General features: G+C 30.3%; 19 protein-coding genes and 1 pseudogene. 17 read left to right on the top strand and 3 right to left on the bottom strand.

Annotation, left to right across the window (positions count from 1 at the left end):
* Positions 1 to 15: 15 nt before the first annotated feature.
* From MPAN_RS08510 to MPAN_RS08450, 13 genes and pseudogenes are all read left to right on the top strand, one after another.
* The gene (locus MPAN_RS08510; protein WP_176239431.1) at positions 16 to 2,202 is read left to right on the top strand and encodes an adenosylcobalamin-dependent ribonucleoside-diphosphate reductase; all 2,187 of its coding nucleotides are present in this window, start codon (positions 16 to 18) and stop codon (positions 2,200 to 2,202) included.
* A gap of 129 nt (positions 2,203 to 2,331) precedes the next feature.
* Positions 2,332 to 3,693, top strand: coding sequence for an aldehyde dehydrogenase (locus tag MPAN_RS08505; RefSeq protein WP_176239430.1), 1,362 nt, complete (start codon positions 2,332 to 2,334; stop codon positions 3,691 to 3,693).
* A gap of 173 nt (positions 3,694 to 3,866) precedes the next feature.
* The gene (locus tag MPAN_RS08500; RefSeq protein WP_176239429.1) at positions 3,867 to 4,775 is read left to right on the top strand and encodes an RnfABCDGE type electron transport complex subunit D; all 909 of its coding nucleotides are present in this window, start codon (positions 3,867 to 3,869) and stop codon (positions 4,773 to 4,775) included.
* On the top strand, positions 4,759 to 5,340 hold the full coding sequence (locus tag MPAN_RS08495; RefSeq protein ID WP_176239428.1) for an FMN-binding protein: 582 nt from the start codon (positions 4,759 to 4,761) through the stop codon (positions 5,338 to 5,340). Before MPAN_RS08500 ends, MPAN_RS08495 begins: the two co-directional genes overlap by 17 nt.
* A gap of 12 nt (positions 5,341 to 5,352) precedes the next feature.
* A complete protein-coding gene (locus MPAN_RS08490; RefSeq protein ID WP_176239427.1) occupies positions 5,353 to 5,979 on the top strand; it encodes an Rnf-Nqr domain containing protein in 627 nt (208 codons plus the stop codon).
* Between the two features lie 12 nt (positions 5,980 to 5,991).
* The gene (locus MPAN_RS08485; RefSeq protein ID WP_176239426.1) at positions 5,992 to 6,564 is read left to right on the top strand and encodes an Rnf-Nqr domain containing protein; all 573 of its coding nucleotides are present in this window, start codon (positions 5,992 to 5,994) and stop codon (positions 6,562 to 6,564) included.
* A gap of 18 nt (positions 6,565 to 6,582) precedes the next feature.
* Positions 6,583 to 7,665: an NADH:ubiquinone reductase (Na(+)-transporting) subunit F gene (locus MPAN_RS08480; RefSeq protein WP_176239425.1), complete on the top strand. Its 1,083-nt coding sequence runs from the start codon at positions 6,583 to 6,585 to the stop codon at positions 7,663 to 7,665.
* Positions 7,666 to 7,781: 116 nt separating this feature from the next.
* On the top strand, positions 7,782 to 8,600 hold the full coding sequence (locus MPAN_RS08475) for a transporter substrate-binding domain-containing protein (RefSeq protein WP_176239424.1): 819 nt from the start codon (positions 7,782 to 7,784) through the stop codon (positions 8,598 to 8,600).
* A pseudogene (locus MPAN_RS08470) lies at positions 8,587 to 9,333 on the top strand (amino acid ABC transporter permease). Before MPAN_RS08475 ends, MPAN_RS08470 begins: the two are co-directional and overlap by 14 nt.
* Complete coding sequence (locus tag MPAN_RS08465) at positions 9,324 to 10,049, top strand: amino acid ABC transporter ATP-binding protein (protein ID WP_176239421.1); 726 nt, start codon at positions 9,324 to 9,326, stop codon at positions 10,047 to 10,049. The pseudogene MPAN_RS08470 and the gene MPAN_RS08465 overlap by 10 nt, the downstream one beginning before the upstream one ends.
* Before the next feature lie 53 nt (positions 10,050 to 10,102).
* Complete coding sequence (thpR, locus tag MPAN_RS08460) at positions 10,103 to 10,639, top strand: RNA 2',3'-cyclic phosphodiesterase (RefSeq protein WP_176239420.1); 537 nt, start codon at positions 10,103 to 10,105, stop codon at positions 10,637 to 10,639.
* A 12-nt stretch (positions 10,640 to 10,651) separates the two neighbouring features.
* Positions 10,652 to 11,152: a GNAT family N-acetyltransferase gene (locus MPAN_RS08455; RefSeq protein WP_176239419.1), complete on the top strand. Its 501-nt coding sequence runs from the start codon at positions 10,652 to 10,654 to the stop codon at positions 11,150 to 11,152.
* 18 nt (positions 11,153 to 11,170) lie between these two features.
* Positions 11,171 to 11,542 carry an HIT family protein gene (locus MPAN_RS08450; protein ID WP_176239418.1) on the top strand — a complete coding sequence of 124 codons (372 nt, stop codon included), beginning with the start codon at positions 11,171 to 11,173 and terminating at the stop codon, positions 11,540 to 11,542.
* 70 nt (positions 11,543 to 11,612) lie between these two features.
* On the opposite strand, the gene MPAN_RS08445 is transcribed toward MPAN_RS08450, so the two are convergent.
* Complete coding sequence (locus MPAN_RS08445) at positions 11,613 to 11,849, bottom strand: hypothetical protein (protein ID WP_176239417.1); 237 nt, start codon at positions 11,847 to 11,849, stop codon at positions 11,613 to 11,615.
* Positions 11,850 to 11,995: 146 nt separating this feature from the next.
* Here MPAN_RS08445 and MPAN_RS08440 point away from each other — a divergent pair, with 146 nt between their 5' ends.
* Genes MPAN_RS08440 through MPAN_RS08425 form a run of 4 tightly spaced genes read left to right on the top strand, consistent with a single transcriptional unit; the run spans position 11,996 to position 16,608 of the window.
* Complete coding sequence (locus MPAN_RS08440; RefSeq protein ID WP_176239416.1) at positions 11,996 to 13,393, top strand: tryptophanase; 1,398 nt, start codon at positions 11,996 to 11,998, stop codon at positions 13,391 to 13,393.
* The gene (locus tag MPAN_RS08435) at positions 13,393 to 14,628 is read left to right on the top strand and encodes a M48 family metallopeptidase (RefSeq protein ID WP_176239415.1); all 1,236 of its coding nucleotides are present in this window, start codon (positions 13,393 to 13,395) and stop codon (positions 14,626 to 14,628) included. Before MPAN_RS08440 ends, MPAN_RS08435 begins: the two co-directional genes overlap by 1 nt.
* Positions 14,628 to 15,698, top strand: a complete 1,071-nt coding sequence (gene buk, locus MPAN_RS08430; protein ID WP_231756769.1) for a butyrate kinase — start codon at positions 14,628 to 14,630, stop codon at positions 15,696 to 15,698. Before MPAN_RS08435 ends, buk begins: the two co-directional genes overlap by 1 nt.
* A 13-nt stretch (positions 15,699 to 15,711) precedes the next feature.
* Entirely contained in the window at positions 15,712 to 16,608 is an 897-nt protein-coding gene (locus tag MPAN_RS08425) for a bifunctional enoyl-CoA hydratase/phosphate acetyltransferase (protein ID WP_176239413.1), read from the top strand.
* A 244-nt stretch (positions 16,609 to 16,852) separates the two neighbouring features.
* On the opposite strand, the gene MPAN_RS08420 is transcribed toward MPAN_RS08425, so the two are convergent.
* Positions 16,853 to 17,803: a tocopherol cyclase family protein gene (locus MPAN_RS08420; protein ID WP_176239412.1), complete on the bottom strand. Its 951-nt coding sequence runs from the start codon at positions 17,801 to 17,803 to the stop codon at positions 16,853 to 16,855.
* Between the two features lie 59 nt (positions 17,804 to 17,862).
* Complete coding sequence (gene heR, locus MPAN_RS08415; protein WP_176239411.1) at positions 17,863 to 18,657, bottom strand: heliorhodopsin HeR; 795 nt, start codon at positions 18,655 to 18,657, stop codon at positions 17,863 to 17,865.
* Positions 18,658 to 18,783 lie beyond the last annotated feature (126 nt).

The following is an 18,783-nucleotide window of genomic DNA, read 5'->3' as shown; positions in this document are numbered from 1 at the left end:
AGGGGTGTTATGTGTATGTATGTAATTAAGAGAAACGGAACAAAAGAACTCTTCGATTTTAACAAGATTGCTTTAGCTATGTTTAAGTCCTATAAAGGGGTAGGCGCAAACGTTACTTTAGCAGATTGTCAAAAACAAGCAGAAAAGATTACAAAAAGCTACGAGAAAGATGCAGACATTAATATTGAGCAAATTCAAGATGATGTTGAGAACTTTTTAATGCAGTCTAAGCATTTTGATGCTGCAAGATCGTATATTAAATATAGAGAAAAACAAAAACATGATCGTGAAAATCCATGGTCAGATAATGATGAAAGACAAGATTTAATTTTACAAAAATACTTAATTAAGGGCGAAAGCAAAAAAGAGTTCTTAAAAAGAGTTACTCTTGACAAACCGGCCTTAGAAAAAATATTTAGAAAAAAAGAAGCTATTTTTGGTGGTCGTAATTTATACGCAATTGGTAGAGAAGGAAATATTACCGGATCTAACTGCTATGTTACAGAAGATCCTCAAGATAGTTTAGAAAGTATTTATAAAGTTGATTATCAAATAGCTAGAACTTATAGTTATGGTGGTGGTCAAGGGATGAATTTATCAAATATCCGTCCTAAAGGTGCTAAAGTTAATAACAGTAGTAATACTACACCTGGTGTGATGGTATTTGCTGAAAAATATTCACATACAACATTAAATACACAACAAGACGCAAGACGTGGCGCTTTGATGTTAGTTTTAAATATTGGTCATCCAGATATCATTGATTTTATTACAACTAAACTTGATTTAAATAAAGTTAATGGTGCAAATATATCAATTGCTTTAACTGATGACTTTATGAAAGCAGCAAAAGATAATAAAGAATGGGTAATGAATTTTGAAACACCTTATGAAACTATTGAAAAGAAAGTAAATGCTAAAGAGTTATTAAAACTTGTTGGATATGCAGCTCATACAATGGGTGATCCTGGCGTTGTCTTTATCGATCATATGAATGACTATCATTTCTTAAGTGAATATGATGAAGTTAAATTTACAGCAACCAATCCATGTGGAGAACAACCACTTATGGCTCATGGTTCATGTAATTTAGGAAGTATCAATTTAAATGCGTTTGTTAAAAACCCATTTACTGATCAAGCGGTATATGATTTTGATAGATTTGATTTTGTCACAACCGAAATGATTTATGCATTAGATGACCTATTAACTTTATTAGGTGATCGCCATGCTCTACCTCAACAACGCGATCATGTAACACAATATCGCGAAATTGGATTAGGCGTTATGGGTTTAGCTGATTTAGCTTTATCTATGAAATTACCTTATGGGTCTAAAATGTTTTTAGAATTTTTAGATAAACTTATGAGAAAAATGATTAATTCAGCTGCTAAAGCTACAGCACTTCGTGCTAAAGAATTAGGCGTTTTCCCTAAATATGATTATGATAAGATATCTAAATCAAGTTTCTATAAAGCAGCTATCGATAAAGATACTGATGAATTAATTAAAAAATACGGTATGAGAAACTCAAGATTATTAAGTATAGCACCTACAGGTTCTATATCAAATATACTTGGTGTAAGTGGTGGAGTTGAACCATTCTTCCAAATCAATTACACAAGAAGAATCATTAGCATATTTGAAGATGAAAAAACAATTACTGTATGGGAAAAAACTCCAGTTGCATTAGCTAAGGCAATGAATGTTGATCCAGAAGATCTTCCTGCATGGGCACTTATCACTTCACAAAATATTGATTTTGAAGATCGTGCAAACGTACAAGCAACCATTCAAAAATATGTAGATACAGCTATCTCATCTACATTTAATGTTCCTAATAGTGCAAATGTTGATGATGTTGTTAATATTTATACAACAGCTTGGTCAAAAGGATTAAAAGGAGCAACAGTCTTTAGAGATCGTTGTGCTAAAATTGGTATCCTAGCTGGCATTAACGAGGATACTAAAGATTTAAATCCTGCAAACCCACCTCATCTTCATATAGAAGAAAAATGGGCTAATAAGAAAACCGGCGTTGTAAAAGAATATGTGACACACATAAGTGTTTCACCTACCGGATACACTCCAGAAAAAATTGAAAAAGAATTATGTCCACTTTGTGGAGGCGTTTTAATTAAGAAACAAGGATGTATCCAATGTAGTGATCCTGATTGTGTTTACGAAAAATGCGCAATTTAATCTAAACAATAAGTCGAGAGAAATCTCGACTTTTTTATTGTTTTAATCCTGTGTGTGAGAATGATGATTATTTTTGTTATAATATAACTAATATTAAATAAACATATTAAGATTTGAAAGCGAAGAAGGATGGATAAAATGGAATCAGTATTCAATAAGCAAAAAAAGTTTTTTAATTCTAATCAAACAAAAGATTATGAATTTAGAGTTGAGCAATTAAAGAAATTAAAATCTGCTATTAAGCAGCATGAAGAGGAAATCACAAAAGCTTTATTTGATGATTTACATAAATCTTCAGTTGAAGCATATACAACAGAAATTGGTTTTGTTTTAAATTCTATTGATTTTACTATAAAACATTTAAAAAAATGGATGAAGCCTAAAAAAGTAAAGACACCATTATTTTTGTTTGGGACTAAATCATTTATGTCACAAGAACCCTTAGGTGTTATATGTATTATAGCTCCATATAATTATCCTTTTCAACTTGTTATAGAACCACTCATAGGAGTGATAGCTTCTGGTAACACCGCAATCATTAAGCCAAGTGAATATACAGTTCAAACTGAAGCAGTTATAGCTAAATTAATTAGTCAAACATTTGATGAAAGTTATATTAAAGTCATTACAGGAGCAAAAGAAGTTACTAGTAAACTCTTAGATTTAAAATTTGATCACATCTTTTTCACAGGAAGTGCAACAGTAGGGAAAATCGTTTATGAAAAAGCTAGTAAGCATTTGATACCTGTAACTTTAGAACTTGGTGGTAAAAGTCCAACAATAGTTGATAAGACTGCAAATTTAAAGATTGCTGCTAAGCGCATTATATTTGGTAAATTTATTAATGCAGGACAGACATGTATTGCACCTGATTATATTTACGTAGAAAAAGAAATACATGAAGAATTAATAAATCTTTTTAAAAAAGAAATAAAGAATTTTTATCCAGATTATAATGAGTTTGGTCGAATTATAAATGATCGACATTTTCAAAGATTAAAAGGATTAATCAATCCAGATAAAGTGGTCTTTGGCAATGAAGTTGATGAAAAATCTAAATTTATATCTCCAACTATTCTTGATAACGTTACTTGGGATGATAAAGTCATGCAAGAAGAAATATTTGGACCTATACTTCCTGTTTTAGTGTATGAAGAATTAGAAGAAGTTATTGAAATCATTAAACAAAAAGAAAAACCTTTAGCATTATATATGTTTTCAAATGATAAAAATGAAATACATAAAGTATTTCACGAACTATCTTTTGGCAGTGGTGGTATCAATGATGCCATCATGCAAGTTACAAATCCAAATCTACCTTTTGGCGGAGTTGGATTAAGTGGAATTGGAATATATCACGGATATACATCATTTCAAGCATTTTCGAATCAAAAAACATATACAAAGAAAACTACTAAATTTGATATAAAACTTGCATATCCACCTTATACAAAAAAACAAGAGAAAATCATACGAAGATTCATGAAATAAATAAACAAATAAAAACCACATCTACGTGGTTTTTATGATATTTACTTCATTTTCATTTATTATTTAACTAAAAACGCATCAAGAATAAAAAAAGACAGAAAATATGATAAAATATTTACAAATTAGTGAGCAAAAACTTACTAGACATTAAATAAGAAAGTAGTGGTGACTTTATGACGCAAACTTATGAAACAGTGATTAAAAAAGCACTAGATAAAAGAAATGTCATGATTATGACAATCGCGTTATCTATTTTAGTTTTATCGTCAACCCTTATTTATGGATATCAAGTTTTACTTGTAGCGGCTATATCCTTATTAGCGGCTTTTCTTGTAGAATTGATGTTTCATAAGGGCAGAAAAATTGATTTTGATGGAGCTTGGATGATATATCCATTATTGCTTACGCTACTCATACCTTCCACACTAGAAATAAAATATTTTTGGATGGTTGCAGTTGGGTCTGCATTTGGTACATTTTTTGGTAAAGGCATATTTGGAGGTAGTGGGAAATACGTATTTAATCCAGCTTTAGTTGGATTATTATTTGTTACAGTTTCTTTTCCTCAATTCTTCCCAACCATGTTGGTTAGAGCAAATGAAGTTGGAACAACTTATTCAATAGTTGATATGTTATTAGGAAGCACACCAGGAGCACTAGGAGAAACTTTTAGATTAGGTATTTTGGTTGTTGGTGTTATCTTAATTTTCTTAAAGGTTATTGATTGGAAGATTCCACTTTCAATTATTGGTGGTGTGTTTGTTTTTGTTTTTATTGGAAGATTACTCGGATTTCCTAAGTTTCCTATAGCTTTTTATGCTTTATTGGTGGGGAATTTATTATTTGTTTCATTTTTCATAGCTCCTGATCCAGTAACTGCACCTATACACAATTGGGGTAGAGTTCTATATGGATTAGGTATTGCAGCGATTACAGTTTTAATAAGATATTCTGACGCAACTTATCCAGAAGGGACAATGTTTGCAATTATATTAATGAGTGCAGTTGCACCATTAATTGATAATATGTTTGAAAATAGAGCATTAAAGAAAGAGGGTGCACTTGATGAATCAAAATCTTAAGCTAATTGTTTTTGTAGTCTTACTAGGTTTAATCACAAGTGGATTATTACTTGGCGCTGACGCACTAACTAAAGATCGAATTGAGTTGAATCGTGAAGCTAAATTAAAATCAGCCGTATTAGATGGATTTGATGTCGAATATACTTTTGCTAATATTCATGATATCTACGCTGATGAAGTTAACATTATTGTAATAGACGGATACACATTTTATGTTGATGAAGTTAGCAATAAAGTTAGTTATCAATTTGAAGGTAGTGGTTTATGGGGTCCAATCATCGGGATTATCACTTTAGAACCAGACTTTGAAACAATTGCTAGAATTACTATTCTGCAACAAGAAGAAACACCAGGATTAGGTGGGATTGTTGCTGAAAGACCTTTCTTAGAGACTTTTGTAGGTAAAAAAATGACACCAAGTTTAGATATAACTAAAGAGGGTGCAACACAAGATTATGAAGTAGACGCAATTACAGGAGCTACAGGAACATCTAATGCATTTGAAATTATTCTAAATACAAATTATGAGACATATAGTGCTTTATGGCAAGCACGGAATGAGTAGGAGGCCATTTAAATGAATTTAATTCGAATTAAGTATAAGAAATGGTATAACATTTTAAAAGATGGTATTGCTACTAATAATCCGATTGCAATTGCAGTTTTAGGTATTTGTTCTGCTTTGGCTGTATCAAATAGAGTTGAAAACGCGATTGCTATGGGTATTGGTGTAACATTTGTTGTGATGGCAAGTTCTGCTGCAGTCTCATTATTAAGAAGCTTTATTCCGGGTAAAGTAAGAATGGTTACCTATATGGTTATTATCTCTACATTTGTTATTATTTTTCAATTAGTTTTACAAGCTTTTTACCCTACAATTGCTGATTCTTTGGATGCATATGTAGGATTAATCATCACTAACTGTATTGTTATGGGTCGAGCTGAAGCATTCGCAGTAAAAAATCCAGTTAAATATTCGTTAATTGATGGACTTGCTAGTGGATTAGGCTATACATTTGTTTTAATTGCAGTCGCAAGTGTTAGAGAAATATTGGCGTTTGGGACTTTCTTAAATATTAGAGTTGTTGGGCCAAATTGGATTAATTGGGTTGCTATGACAATGGCGCCAGGTGGTTTCTTTGTAATTGCACTTATGATATGGGGTATCAGAGAGCTTACAAAAAATTATGAAACTGTCGTATAGGAGGGCAAATAAATGAATATTATAGAACTATTTATATCATCGATTTTAAATAACAATATTGCCCTAGTCTTTATTTTAGGGATGTGTCCATTAATCGCAATTTCAACAAGTGTTAAAAATGCTAAGGGAATGGGTATTGCTGTTGTATTTGTTGTAACAATAACTGCAGTGATCAATTATCCTATTTATAAATTATTAGTTGCAACTAATACTGAATTTATTAGTTTAATTGTATTTATTATTACGATTGCAGCTGTTGTACAATTATTAGAAATATTTTTGGAAAGATTTGTTCCAAAAATGTATAATGCATTTGGGATTTTCTTACCTTTAATTACCGTTAACTGTGTTGTACTTGCTGTTTCATTATTCTTTGTTAATAGAGACTATACATTTGCTCAAACTGTATCGTTTTCATTTGGTTCAGGTGTAGGCTGGATGTTAGCAATAGTCTTAGTTGCAGGATTAAGAGAAAAGATGGCAAAAATTAGTAATCCTCCTAAAGGATTACAAGGTAAGGCAATTGTATTTATCGTTTTAGGTATTTTAGCTCTTGCATTTATGGGCTTTACTGGATTAGTATAAGAAAAGGAGCGTGATTTTATGAGTTGGGAACTTCCTGTAGTATTAATTGGTGTATTATTAGTCATCTCTTTTATCTTGATTTTAGTTGAGAAATTATTAGGTGGTGGTGGCGAAAAAGTCATTACTATTAATGATGATACGAAGATACCTGTTAAGGGTGACGATACAGTATTAAATACTTTAGCTAGTGAAAAGATATTTATTCCATCTGCATGTGGTGGAAAAGCAACATGCGGATTTTGTAAATTTAGATTAGTAGGTGGAGATGGAACGATTAAACCTACAGAAGAAGCATTTATTAGTGAAGAAGAAAGAAAAGAAGGCATTAGATTATCATGCCAAGTTAAAGTTAAAACAGATATGAAAATTGTTTTACCTAAAGGCTTATTAAACGCAAAAGAATATAAGACAAGAATATCAGAAGTTAGAGACTTAACATATGATATTAAGCTCGTTAAATTTAAATTATTAGATCCTGATCACATTGATTTTAAACCAGGACAATATGTTCAAATAAAAGTTCCAGGTATTGATGTTATTCGTGCTTATTCAATTGCATCAGATCCAAAGAACAAATCAGAAGTTGAATTGATTATTCGACTTGTTCCAAATGGTCAAGCAACGACATTTGTTCATAAAGCAATGCAAGTTGGAGATAAAATGATAATCACAGGACCTTATGGAGATTTCTTCTTAAGAGAGGATTCAAATAAGGATATGATTTGTATCGCCGGTGGATCAGGAAAAGCACCTATACGCTCTATATTATATGCATTAAGAGACAAAGGGATGACTCGAAAAGTTAAATATTTCTTTGGAGCTAGATCAAAAAGAGATTTATATTACACAGAAGAATTCGAACAGTTATCAAAAGAATTTCCGAATTTTCAATATATTCCAGCTTTATCAGAACCACTTGAAGAAGATAATTGGACAGGTGATGTTGGTTTAATTACTGACGTAGTTGATAGACACACTAAGGATTTAAGTGATTCAGAAGCTTACCTATGCGGGTCTCCAGGTATGATTAAAGCTTGTATCAATGTATTAAAGAATCATGATATGAAAGATGACAATGTATTATTTGATAATTTTAGTTAATTTAAAAAGAGTGCTTGGCACTCTTTTTTTTAAGCATATGTGTTGTTATATATATACTTTATAATTATAATTAGTCATGTAGAAAACATAGTTTAAAAAAAGAGAGGTAAGAAAAAATGAAAAAAATATTAATGTTGTTTGTAGCAATGTTAGCTATAGGTTTACTTGTAGGATGTAGCGATGATTCAAATGTTTTAAAGGTAGGGATGGATTTAACTTATCCGCCGCATGAAACAGTTGATAGTGACGGAAATCCAACAGGTATTAGTGTAACATTAGCTGAAGAATTTGGGAAGTATTTAGGTAAAGAAGTACAAATTGTTGATGTTCCATTTGGTTCTTTAATTACAGAATTAAATATTGGAACTATTGATGTTATTATTGGCTCTATGACGATTACTGAAGACAGAGCGTTATCAGTTGATTTTAGTAACAAGTATTTTAATTTTCCATTAGTAACGCTTGTGAATAAAACGTTTTATGATGATAATAATATAGAAACTAAAGAAGATTTATTAGCAATTGAAAATGTAAGATTTGTTGCACCTAAAACATTTGCAACACTTGATGTTGCAAGAGAGCTAGCAAATAATCCAGTTATTAGAGAAGTTAATGACGTTACAGCAGCTGTATTAGAAGTTGTGACTGGAGCATCAGATGTCTTTTTAATGAGTGTAGGAAATGCTGCAGGTCAACATTTAGCAAATCCTGATACGACTGAAATATTAATGGATCCACTTTCTCTATCACCTATTGGTATGGCATTTAGAAAAGGTAGTAATTTAGTTGCTGAAGCAAATATTTTTATTGCCGGATTAGAAACAAATGGTGTATATGATATTTTAAGAAATAAATATAATAGTGTAATTGATAGTAACATCCCTGGAGCGACTTTAGATATTTATTTACAAGGCATTATTGATGAAGAAGAATAAAGCATTTAATATAGGAATAGCGATTGCTTTTTATGGATTGCTCATTTCCTTTATTATATTTGCTTATCCAGGAAGAAGTAATTTTAGAATTGAAGCTATATTTCAATACCCAAATTTTCTTGTTACTGGTTTTATCAATACAATTTCAGTCAGTTTAATTGTACTATTTTCAAGTACTATTTTAGGGTTTGTTTTATATTTGCTTTCAAAATCTGACATGCTGGCTTTCAAATATATTTCAAATATTTTTAGTGAAGTTATTTTTGGAACGCCTACACTTGTATTTGTCATTGTTGCTTATTATTTTATAGCTATTCCGCTAAATATAACAAATAGATATTTAGCAGGAGTTATTGCGTTTAGTTTATTTATGGCTCCATATATGAGAAATGCTTTTATGGGTGCGATGCAATCTATTGATCAAACTCAATATCAAGCAATGAAAGTTTTAGGGTTTACTAATTATTAAAAATATAGATATATTATTTTGCCACAACTTGTGAAGGTGATTATTCCTCCAATCATTGTTAATTTAGCGATTATCATTAAAGGGTCTAGTTTACTTAGTTTTATTGGTGTTAAAGAAATATATGATCAAATTACATCAATACAAACAACAACAGTTGCTGTTGTTGAAGGCTATTTAGTTATGTTTATCTTATATTTAATTATTACATTGCCTTTAATTTTCTTGGCTAAATATTTTGAAAAGAAGGTGGCATCATGGATTTAAAACTTGAAGATATTTTGCAAGTATATGAAGGAAAAGTTATTTTGGATCATGTTGATTTAGAGATTAAAGATAAATCCGGTATTGCACTTATTGGCCCAAGTGGTGCTGGTAAATCAACATTACTAAGACTGCTTGCAGGCATCGAAGATCCTATATCAGGCGAGATCATGCTTAACCAACATGTTGTCACGCAAGAAGATAAAAAAGAATATTATAAAAGTGTTGGATTTGTATTTCAAGCACATAATTTATTTCCACATTTAACCATTTTAAGAAATATTACTATTGTTTTAGAAAAAGTTCACCATATGGATATTGATAGTGCAAATGAAGTAGCTTTAAAATTATTAGAACAATTTGAATTGATTGAACATAAAGATAAGATCCCAGCTAAAATATCTGGAGGACAAGCTCAAAGAGCTAGTATCATTAGATCACTAGCAATTCATCCAGAAGTTGTTTTTCTTGATGAACCAACCAGTGCCCTGGATCCGATTTTATCTCATGAAGTTTTAAAGACTATTTTAAAATTAAGAGAAAGAAAAACAAATTTTATGATTGTCACACATGAAATAGAGTTTGCTAAAAGAGCTGCTGATTATGTCGTTTTTATGGAAAATGGGAAAGTTATTGAACATGGCGATATAAAGATTTTAGATAATCCACAAACAAAACAATTAAAGAATTTTATTGCAAATGTAAGTTACAACATTTAAGAGATTTATATAAAGTCTCTTTTTTGTTATAATATAGATATGGTGGTGAGTATATGAGAATATTTGTAGGTGTTAAAATACCAGAAGATATTAGAAATTCACTTGATGATGAAGCAGATAAAGTATTGAGATTAACCGAAACTTATAATAAAAGTTTAAATGAAAATTATCATTTAACTATAAAGTTTATTGGAGAAATGAAAATATCGGAAATCGTTGCGCTAGATCAGATTTTAGCTAAAAGACTAAAAGATATTAAAGCATTTGATGTTTATCTAAAAGATATAGGATATTTTGAAAAAAATAATGAATACACTTTATGGATTGGTGTGCAAAAAGGTTCTGATTATTTAGATAAGATACATCATATCGTCGATTTCGAAAGCCATGAGCTTTTTGGAATAGAGCGCAATAAATATGAACCACATGTCACTTTAGCTAGAAAAGTGCATTTAGACAATGTGCAGAATTTAAAGATGAGCAAGACAAAGAGTTATAAGTTAAAAGTAGAAGAGATCACTATTTATTATAGTCATAGAGTAAATGATTTATTAACATATACACCCTTAAGTAAAATTAAATTAAAATAAGAAGGCTTAATTATGAAGGTTATTGTATTTAAACAAAATGAATTTGAAATTAGAAAAACGACTAAAGATGATGCATCATTGATATTATCATATATAAAAAAGATTGCAGCTTATGAAAAACTAAGTGATCGAGTAGTTGCAACGCTTAAAGATATAGAACACACTATATTTGAAGAGAAACAAGCTTTTGTATTAATTGCAGAGAAAAATGGAAAACCCATTGGTTTTATGTTATATTTTTTAACGTATTCTACCTTTTTAGGAAGAGCTAATTTATATTTGGAAGATATTTATATTGATTTAGAATATAGACATCAAGGATATGGAAAATTAATGTTTAAAGCTTTAGCTAGTCTTGCGGTTGAAAAAGGCTATTATAGAATTGATTGGATGTGCCTTGATTGGAATACAAAATCCATTGATTTTTATAAATCATTAGGAGCTAAACATTTAGAACAATGGTATACGTTTAGACTTGAAAAAGAAGAAATAGAAGTTTTAAGTAAACTATAAACGAAATAAGGAGTTTATATGTGTGTATTTTGTGAGTATCTAAAGAAGAGAGAAAAAATTATATATGAAAACAAATTAGCTTTTGCAATATATGATAGTTTTCCAGTCAATAAAGGACATATGCTTATTATGCCAAAAAGACATGTTGCATCATATTTTGATCTTAATGAAGATGAGAAAAATGATATTAATCTTTTGCTTGAGATAAGTAAAAAGCATATTGATCAATTATTTCATCCAGATGGATATAATGTTGGTTTTAATGAAGGCATTTATGCTGGACAAACCATTATGCATTGTCACGTTCATTTGATTCCAAGATATATCGGTGATGTAGACAATCCAAAAGGTGGCATTAGAGGTGTCATACCAGAAAAACAAAAGTATTAAAAAAGATATAAAAAGGAGAATAACATATCATGTTATTCCCCTTTTTTATTTATATATAAGATATTAAAAATTAAACTAAAACAGTTGGTTTTTTGTAAAGAAGTATTGTAACTAAATCAATTACCCAAAAAATTACAAATCCAAATGCAATCCATAATATACCAACGATGATTAATGTTAAATCATTTTTTGTGATACCTTTTGCAATTCTATAAATACCCCAAGCAATTCCATCAATACCAGGTAAAGCTAATATAAGTTTTAAAATCCATGGCAAATCATCAAAAGCTTTTACTAAATCATTCATAGGAGACCTCCTTTATTTACTGTTAGTATAGCATTTATATAGATGAATAGCATAATGTTATAGTTTTTTTGTAAGCGTTTTTATTCATGGCTTTATTTTATAACTTTAACCATGTATAATAGAGTTAGATTATAGTGAGGTGACATATGAATAAGAAATATACGGCAGAACCGTATCGAATTAAAATGGTTGAACCCATATTTGAAACAACAAAAGAAGAACGCATTGAATTATTGAAAAATGCAGGGTACAATCCGTTTTCTTTAGCGAGTAAAAATGTATATATTGATTTACTAACTGATTCTGGGACTGGGTCAATGAGTCAAGAACAATGGGGTCATATGATGACCGCAGATGAAGCTTATGCTGGAAGTAAAAGTTTTTATAAACTCGAAGGGGTTGTAAAAAATATTACAGGCTATAAGTATTTTATACCCGCTCATCAAGGTAGAGGAGCAGAACAAATAGTTCTTCCACAGCTTGTTACTAAAAAAGGGATGTATTTTATTTCGAATATTCATTTTGATACAACACGAGCTCATGTTGAACTTGCAGGTGCAAGAGCAATTGACTGTGTCATTGATGAATGCTTTAATATAGAGCTTGATCATCCATTTAAAGGTAATTTTGATCTTGTTAGATTAGAAGAACTTATTTTAGAAAAAGGTAGCGAAAATATTGGTGGCATTATCATGACAATTACTAACAACAGTGCTGGTGGACAGCCTGTTAGTTTTGCGAACATGAAAGCAGTTAAAGAAATAAGTCATAAATATGGAATTACTTTATTAATCGATGGAGCTAGATATGCTGAAAATGCATTTTTCATTAAAGAACGTGAAGAAGGATTTAAGGATTTATCTATATTAGAAATTTCAAGAAAAACATTTGATTTAGCTGATATATTTCTAATGAGTGCTAAAAAAGATGGTTTGGTAAATATGGGTGGGATCATCGCAATTAAAGATGATGAACTCCTTTATAAAAAATGTCAAACATATATTGTTCCTTATGAAGGATTTCCAACATATGGAGGTCTAAGTGGTAGAGATATGGAAGCTCTTGCTCAAGGTCTTATGGAAGCTTTAGATATGAGATATTTAAGACATCGTGTAGATCAAATCAGATTTTTAGGTGATATGCTTAAAGAAGCTGGTGTTCCTATTCAATATCCTATTGGAGGACATGCTGTGTTTGTGGATTGTGGGAAAATGGCACCGCACATTGCTTATGATCAATTTCCAGCATTAAGCGTTGTAAACGAGTTATATTTAGAAGCGGGTATAAGAGGTGTAGAAATTGGTTCTCTACTCTTAGGAAGAGATCCAGACACACATAAGAACTTAAAAAGCCCAATTGAGTTTATGAGACTTACGATTCCAAGAAGACTTTATACATATAGTCATCTAGAAATTGTAGGACAGGCAGTCATAGAAGTTTATAAGAGAAGAAATGAATTAAAAGGATATGTATTTGAGTATGAATCTCCTATGCTTAGACATTTCACATCTACATTTAAACCAAATATCAAGGAGACAAAATAATGCATATTGTTATTATCGCTTTAATTGCATCTATGTATGTGATAGATTTAGTTTTAAATATTTTAAATGTTAAACATTCAAGACTTGAATTACCTGATAATGTAAAAAATATTTATGATGAGGAAGTATATAAAAAATGGGCAAGTTATAATCAAGAACATTTGCGATTTGGAATTATTCAAAAATCTGTTTTTACAGCATTGATTTTAGGGTTATTATTGTTTAAAGTTTTTGGAATATTTGAGAGCATTGCTTTAAATGTGACACATTCTGAAATTTTACAAACATGGATATTCTTAGTGATTTATTTGGCTATCCAAACATTTATCGGAATACCTTTTGAATATATCGATACATTTAAAATTGAAGAAAAATATGGATTTAACAAAACAACAAAGAAAACGTTTGTGATTGATCAAATTAAAAGTTTCTTATTAGCAAGTCTATTATTTGGAGCATTAGTTGCTGGACTTCAAGGTCTTTATCTAGCATTTATTGATTCTATTTGGGTTTTTGTTTTGCTAGCTTGGGTGTTTTTAGCAGTTGTGATGATTATCATGTTTTTATTAAATACAAAAGTATTTGTAAAACTATTTAATAAATTAACACCTTTAGAAGATGGATCATTAAAAGAAAAAATTGATAAATTAGCTAATGAGTTAGGATTTGAAGTTGAAAAAATTTCTGTTATGGATGCATCAAAAAGATCATCTAAGCTTAATGCATTTTTTAGTGGATTAGGTAAAACCAGAGATGTAGTCTTATATGATACATTAATTGAAAAATTAAGTGAAGAACAAGTGCTAGCTGTTTTGGCTCATGAATTAGGGCATGCTACATATAAAGATACGACTAAAATGTTATTTCAAAACATATTAACTTTCGGTCTCTATGCTTTGGTTATTGGCTTAATCATGCAATCTCCATCAGTCTATACAGCATTTGGACTTGAAGGTGTATTCTTTGGCTTTGGCTTAATATTATTCACCATCTTAATGGGTCCGATTTCTATTTTATTAGGTATGCTCACCAATGGTTGGTCTAGAAAAATAGAGTATAGAGCAGATGGTTTTGCTAAAAAATATGTTGGTCAAGAACATATGATTGGTGCATTAGAAGTGCTTGCAAGAGAAAACTTTTCAAATTTGAATCCACATCCTTTGTATGTGAAATTATTTTATAATCATCCAACAATATCAGAGCGTATAAGCTCTTTAGAGAAAAAGGTGATATGATGAAACATTTAATATTAGCAATCAATCCAGGTTCTACATCTACTAAGTTAGCAGTTTATAAAGATGAAGAACTTGTATCTGAATTTAAGATTAATCATGAGACTGAAGAGATCATGAAATATAAACATATCATTGATCAATATAAATTTAGAGAACAAATCATTTTAGATTTTTTAAATAAAGAACATATTGATTTAAGTACTTTTTCAGCAATTGTTGGTAGAGGTGGTATGTTGAAACCAATTGAAAGTGGAACTTATGAAGTCAATGATTTAATGATCCAAGATATGATGGAAGCTAAAAGAGGAGAGCATGCTTCTAATTTAGGATGCATATTAGCTAGAAATTTAGGTAAACCATATGGTATACCTGCATATGTTGTTGATCCAGTTGCAGTTGATGAAATGGATGATCACTACAGATATTCTGGTTTCCCAGAATTGCAAAGAAGAAGCCTCTTTCATGCATTAAATCATAAAGCTGTTGCACGTAAACGTGCAAAAGATTTAGGGAAAAAATATGAAGATTTAAATCTTATTATTGCTCATTTAGGTGGCGGTATTAGTGTTGCTTCACATAAAAAAGGTAAAGTCATAGATGTTAATAACGCACTTGATGGAGATGGACCTATGTCTCCTGAAAGAAGTGGTTCTGTTCCTATGGGTCCATTGTATAATATGTGCTTTAGTGGGAAATACACCTTAGAAGAAATAAAAAGAAAAAATTATGGTAAGGGTGGCCTTGTTGCATATCTAGGAACTAACGATGGAAAAGAAATTCAAGACAGAATAAAAAATGGTGATGAAAAAGCTAAGTTCATTCACGAAGTTATGTGCTATCAAATCGCAAAAGAAATTGGCATACAAGCTACCGTTCTAGAAGGTAGAGTAGATGAAATCATCTTAACAGGTGGACTAGCATATGATAAACTATTAGTAGAGATAGTCACACCAAGAGTTCAGTTTATTGCACCAGTTGTAGTCTATGCTGGCGAAAATGAAATGGAATCTTTGGCTTTAGGTGCATTAAGAGTTTTAACAAAAGAAGAAAAACCGAAACAATATATTTAATAGGAGGTATATGATGTTTAAAAATATGAAAGATTTAATATCACAAGCAAAAGATGGTGATTTAAAAACTTTAGTTGTCGCATGTGCTGATGATAAGCATGTTTTAGAGGCAGTTGAAATGGCTAGATCTGAAGATATTGTCAGACCCATATTAATTGGGAATAAAGAAATCATACTTATGCTTTTTGAAAGTTTAAAAATCAATGAAGATTATTATGAAATCATTGATGAAATGGAACATGATAAAGCATGTGATTATGCAGTTAAACTGGCAAGTGAGAATGAAGGCTATGTTTTAATGAAAGGCTATGTAGATACAAAAGTTATTTTAAAATCAGTCTTGAAAGAAGAATTTGCTTTTAAAGGAGTTCGAAGATTATCTCATGTATCGCTATTTGAATTAAAAAACTATCATAAATTACTCATGATGACAGATGGTGCAATGAATATGTATCCTAATGTTGATGAGAAACAAGAAATCATAGAAAATGGTGTTGGAGTATTCCATAAACTAGGTATTTCTAATCCTAAGGTTGGTATTATCGCAGCAATTGAAAAACTTAATGAAAAGATGCAACCAACTGTTGATGCAGTAGAACTTGTTAAAAGAAATCAAGAACGTAAAATTACAGGTTGCATAGTAGGTGGTCCATTTGGACTTGATAATGCGATTAGCAAAGAAGCAGCGGAACATAAAGGTGTTAAAGGTAACGTTGCAGGTGATGTTGATATGATCGTAATGCCTCAAATAGAAGCTGGTAATGTTTTTTATAAGAGTATGATGTTCTTAGCAGATGCAAAGAGTGCGTCAGTTGTTGTTGGTGGGAAAAGACCTATTGTTTTAACATCTAGAGCAGATTCAACAGAATCTAAGTTTTATTCTATAGCACTTGCTTCATTAATTGCGTAATAAATAAGTAAGAGATCTGGACTTAATGGGTTGTTATTTTATGATATAATACCTTATACAAAGCCAAAGAAAGAAATAATATTTGGGGGATAAAGACATGAAAAAAAGAAAAATGTATATTTTTGTTATTGAACTACTTATTATAATCGTTTTGGTTACAATGTCGCTTCTAGTTTAATAAATAAGAGCCCTACTCAAAATTAATGAGTGGGGCTTTTTTTGTTACGAATAATAATATTTTTATCTACATCATAACCTCTATACCAGCTTGATAGCCAGTATCTTCATAAATAAGTTTATCATTTTTATAAAGTTTTATATCAATAATACCAGACAAACCTTCTTTAATTGTTTGACTCATCACACCAAATGCAGGAGATTTGAGTTCAATCTCTCTATCTTTTTTTGCTTGAACATGAAGTTTATACTGACCATTTTTTAAGATAAAATAGATTGAATTATCTAAAACCTCTTTTTTTAATATTCTAGCAAAGTTATATGTTGAAAATCTATATTCCTTGTTATGATAGACTAAATTCACAATTAATCCTTTAAATGAAAGACCCATAAAAGGTATAGTTGCGTAAGAAAACATAATAGAAGTATCTATATCACTAAAATGATTAGACTGTAGCCAAATGTATTTACTAGGAAATGATTTACCCCAATCCTTTTCTAAATATGCTTTTCCTTGGTTAAAATCAATGGTTTCATCATTGATTTTAAGGCTACCTGATAAAAAGGATTGCATCGAGATGACCCCATGGTTACATTCCATAAAAGGGATATATGCAAATGGGCCCATGATATTAGGAGCATATAAACTATTTTTTAAAGGGACATGATCTTGTAACTTTATTTTCCCTTGGATTTTGATTTGTTTATCATCTATATCAATATCAATTTCATTTTTAGTAAAAAGTTGATTGCTTATTTGAACCATGAATTGATCATGACTATATGTAAAGCTATCACTAGGATATCTAATATAGTGCGTGACTAGTTGATGTTTAGTTGATAAGAAAACTTGTATAAATGCATGAGGATCCTTTTTGTTAATGCTAATACCAGGAATAAATGCAATACTTGTTTTTAAATCAGGACTAACAAGTTTATAATACCAACCTTCAAAATAGTTATTTTTCTTTCTATTGCCTTGAAAGAATTCTGGATGATTTATTTTTTTAAAGTACATGATATAAACTCCTATAAAAAAATGCTAGGCTAACCTAGCATTTTTATTTGATTTTTTTCTTAAGGTTGCATTGCTCCAAATAAAACTAACCATGCAAGAATTGTCTTGGCAACTAAACTTAATACGATATAAGTTCTTTCACCATATAGATAATCTTTCCATTTTCCAACCTTTAGATATTGTAATACCATATTAACTGGGAATGTATTAAATGCTACGAAGTATGTACCAACGATTGCCCATACAAACCAAGGAACTTGGTCGTAATTACCAGTACCAAACATGTAAAGAAGAATTGCTACCCATGGTGCTAAACCAGCGATAGATCCCCAAATGAATGGACCCCATATAATTTTTTCGCCTTCTTCACGTCTTGCATTTAATTGTTCCATAACTAGACCAAATAAATTCATAGATGCATTAACAGCAAAAATTAATATTAGAGATGCAATATCATATATACCGAATAGTGTAGCGATTAATACGATCATGACAGATGAACTTAAAGCATATTCAAACCATCTAAATTGGTTGATACCTTTTTTTAAATCTGAATTGTATTTAGCATTTACCTTATTAGGTATTGCGATCAATGCATGAGCACCTGCTGATAGCAATAAGAATATTGCTACAAATACTCCAAATGGTAATTCAAATATATTTGAACTTACTAAATCCAAAGTTTCTGTTACTGGATTATATTGTAGAAAGTTTTGTGTTATAACTGGTTTAAATTGACCAATTGTTTGAATAACTGTTGAAGCTAAGATGAGCATTAAGACACCTTGGATAAAGTGTATGCCCCCCATAATTAGATTAAATTTTCTGAGTTTTTGTAAAGCTGTTTTTTCCATTATTTATAACCTCCATTATAATATATTGTTATTATATCATGTTAATTTATAAAGATGTAGTTATTTACATTCTAAATAAGCTTAAGTTTTATACCTATATATATATAGGTGTGTATTATTCATTTT

The organism is Mariniplasma anaerobium (assembly GCF_016865445.1).
Lineage (GTDB): Bacteria > Bacillota_I > Bacilli_A > Acholeplasmatales > Acholeplasmataceae > Mariniplasma > Mariniplasma anaerobium.
Note: the sequence above shows the minus strand (reverse complement) of the source record. Positions and strands in the feature narration are given on the sequence as shown.

What these genes read in the sequence shown, in the direction of transcription:
- MPAN_RS08510 (WP_176239431.1), top strand. Translation starts at nt 16, where the DNA reads ATGTATGTAATTAAGAGAAACGGAACAAAAGAACTCTTCGATTTTAAC.
- MPAN_RS08505 (WP_176239430.1), top strand. Translation starts at nt 2,332, where the DNA reads ATGGATAAAATGGAATCAGTATTCAATAAGCAAAAAAAGTTTTTTAAT.
- MPAN_RS08500 (WP_176239429.1), top strand. Translation starts at nt 3,867, where the DNA reads ATGACGCAAACTTATGAAACAGTGATTAAAAAAGCACTAGATAAAAGA.
- MPAN_RS08495 (WP_176239428.1), top strand. Translation starts at nt 4,759, where the DNA reads ATGAATCAAAATCTTAAGCTAATTGTTTTTGTAGTCTTACTAGGTTTA.
- MPAN_RS08490 (WP_176239427.1), top strand. Translation starts at nt 5,353, where the DNA reads ATGAATTTAATTCGAATTAAGTATAAGAAATGGTATAACATTTTAAAA.
- MPAN_RS08485 (WP_176239426.1), top strand. Translation starts at nt 5,992, where the DNA reads ATGAATATTATAGAACTATTTATATCATCGATTTTAAATAACAATATT.
- MPAN_RS08480 (WP_176239425.1), top strand. Translation starts at nt 6,583, where the DNA reads ATGAGTTGGGAACTTCCTGTAGTATTAATTGGTGTATTATTAGTCATC.
- MPAN_RS08475 (WP_176239424.1), top strand. Translation starts at nt 7,782, where the DNA reads ATGAAAAAAATATTAATGTTGTTTGTAGCAATGTTAGCTATAGGTTTA.
- MPAN_RS08465 (WP_176239421.1), top strand. Translation starts at nt 9,324, where the DNA reads ATGGATTTAAAACTTGAAGATATTTTGCAAGTATATGAAGGAAAAGTT.
- thpR (WP_176239420.1), top strand. Translation starts at nt 10,103, where the DNA reads ATGAGAATATTTGTAGGTGTTAAAATACCAGAAGATATTAGAAATTCA.
- MPAN_RS08455 (WP_176239419.1), top strand. Translation starts at nt 10,652, where the DNA reads ATGAAGGTTATTGTATTTAAACAAAATGAATTTGAAATTAGAAAAACG.
- MPAN_RS08450 (WP_176239418.1), top strand. Translation starts at nt 11,171, where the DNA reads ATGTGTGTATTTTGTGAGTATCTAAAGAAGAGAGAAAAAATTATATAT.
- MPAN_RS08445 (WP_176239417.1), bottom strand. Translation starts at nt 11,849, where the DNA reads ATGAATGATTTAGTAAAAGCTTTTGATGATTTGCCATGGATTTTAAAA.
- MPAN_RS08440 (WP_176239416.1), top strand. Translation starts at nt 11,996, where the DNA reads ATGAATAAGAAATATACGGCAGAACCGTATCGAATTAAAATGGTTGAA.
- MPAN_RS08435 (WP_176239415.1), top strand. Translation starts at nt 13,393, where the DNA reads ATGCATATTGTTATTATCGCTTTAATTGCATCTATGTATGTGATAGAT.
- buk (WP_231756769.1), top strand. Translation starts at nt 14,628, where the DNA reads ATGAAACATTTAATATTAGCAATCAATCCAGGTTCTACATCTACTAAG.
- MPAN_RS08425 (WP_176239413.1), top strand. Translation starts at nt 15,712, where the DNA reads ATGTTTAAAAATATGAAAGATTTAATATCACAAGCAAAAGATGGTGAT.
- MPAN_RS08420 (WP_176239412.1), bottom strand. Translation starts at nt 17,803, where the DNA reads ATGTACTTTAAAAAAATAAATCATCCAGAATTCTTTCAAGGCAATAGA.
- heR (WP_176239411.1), bottom strand. Translation starts at nt 18,657, where the DNA reads ATGGAAAAAACAGCTTTACAAAAACTCAGAAAATTTAATCTAATTATG.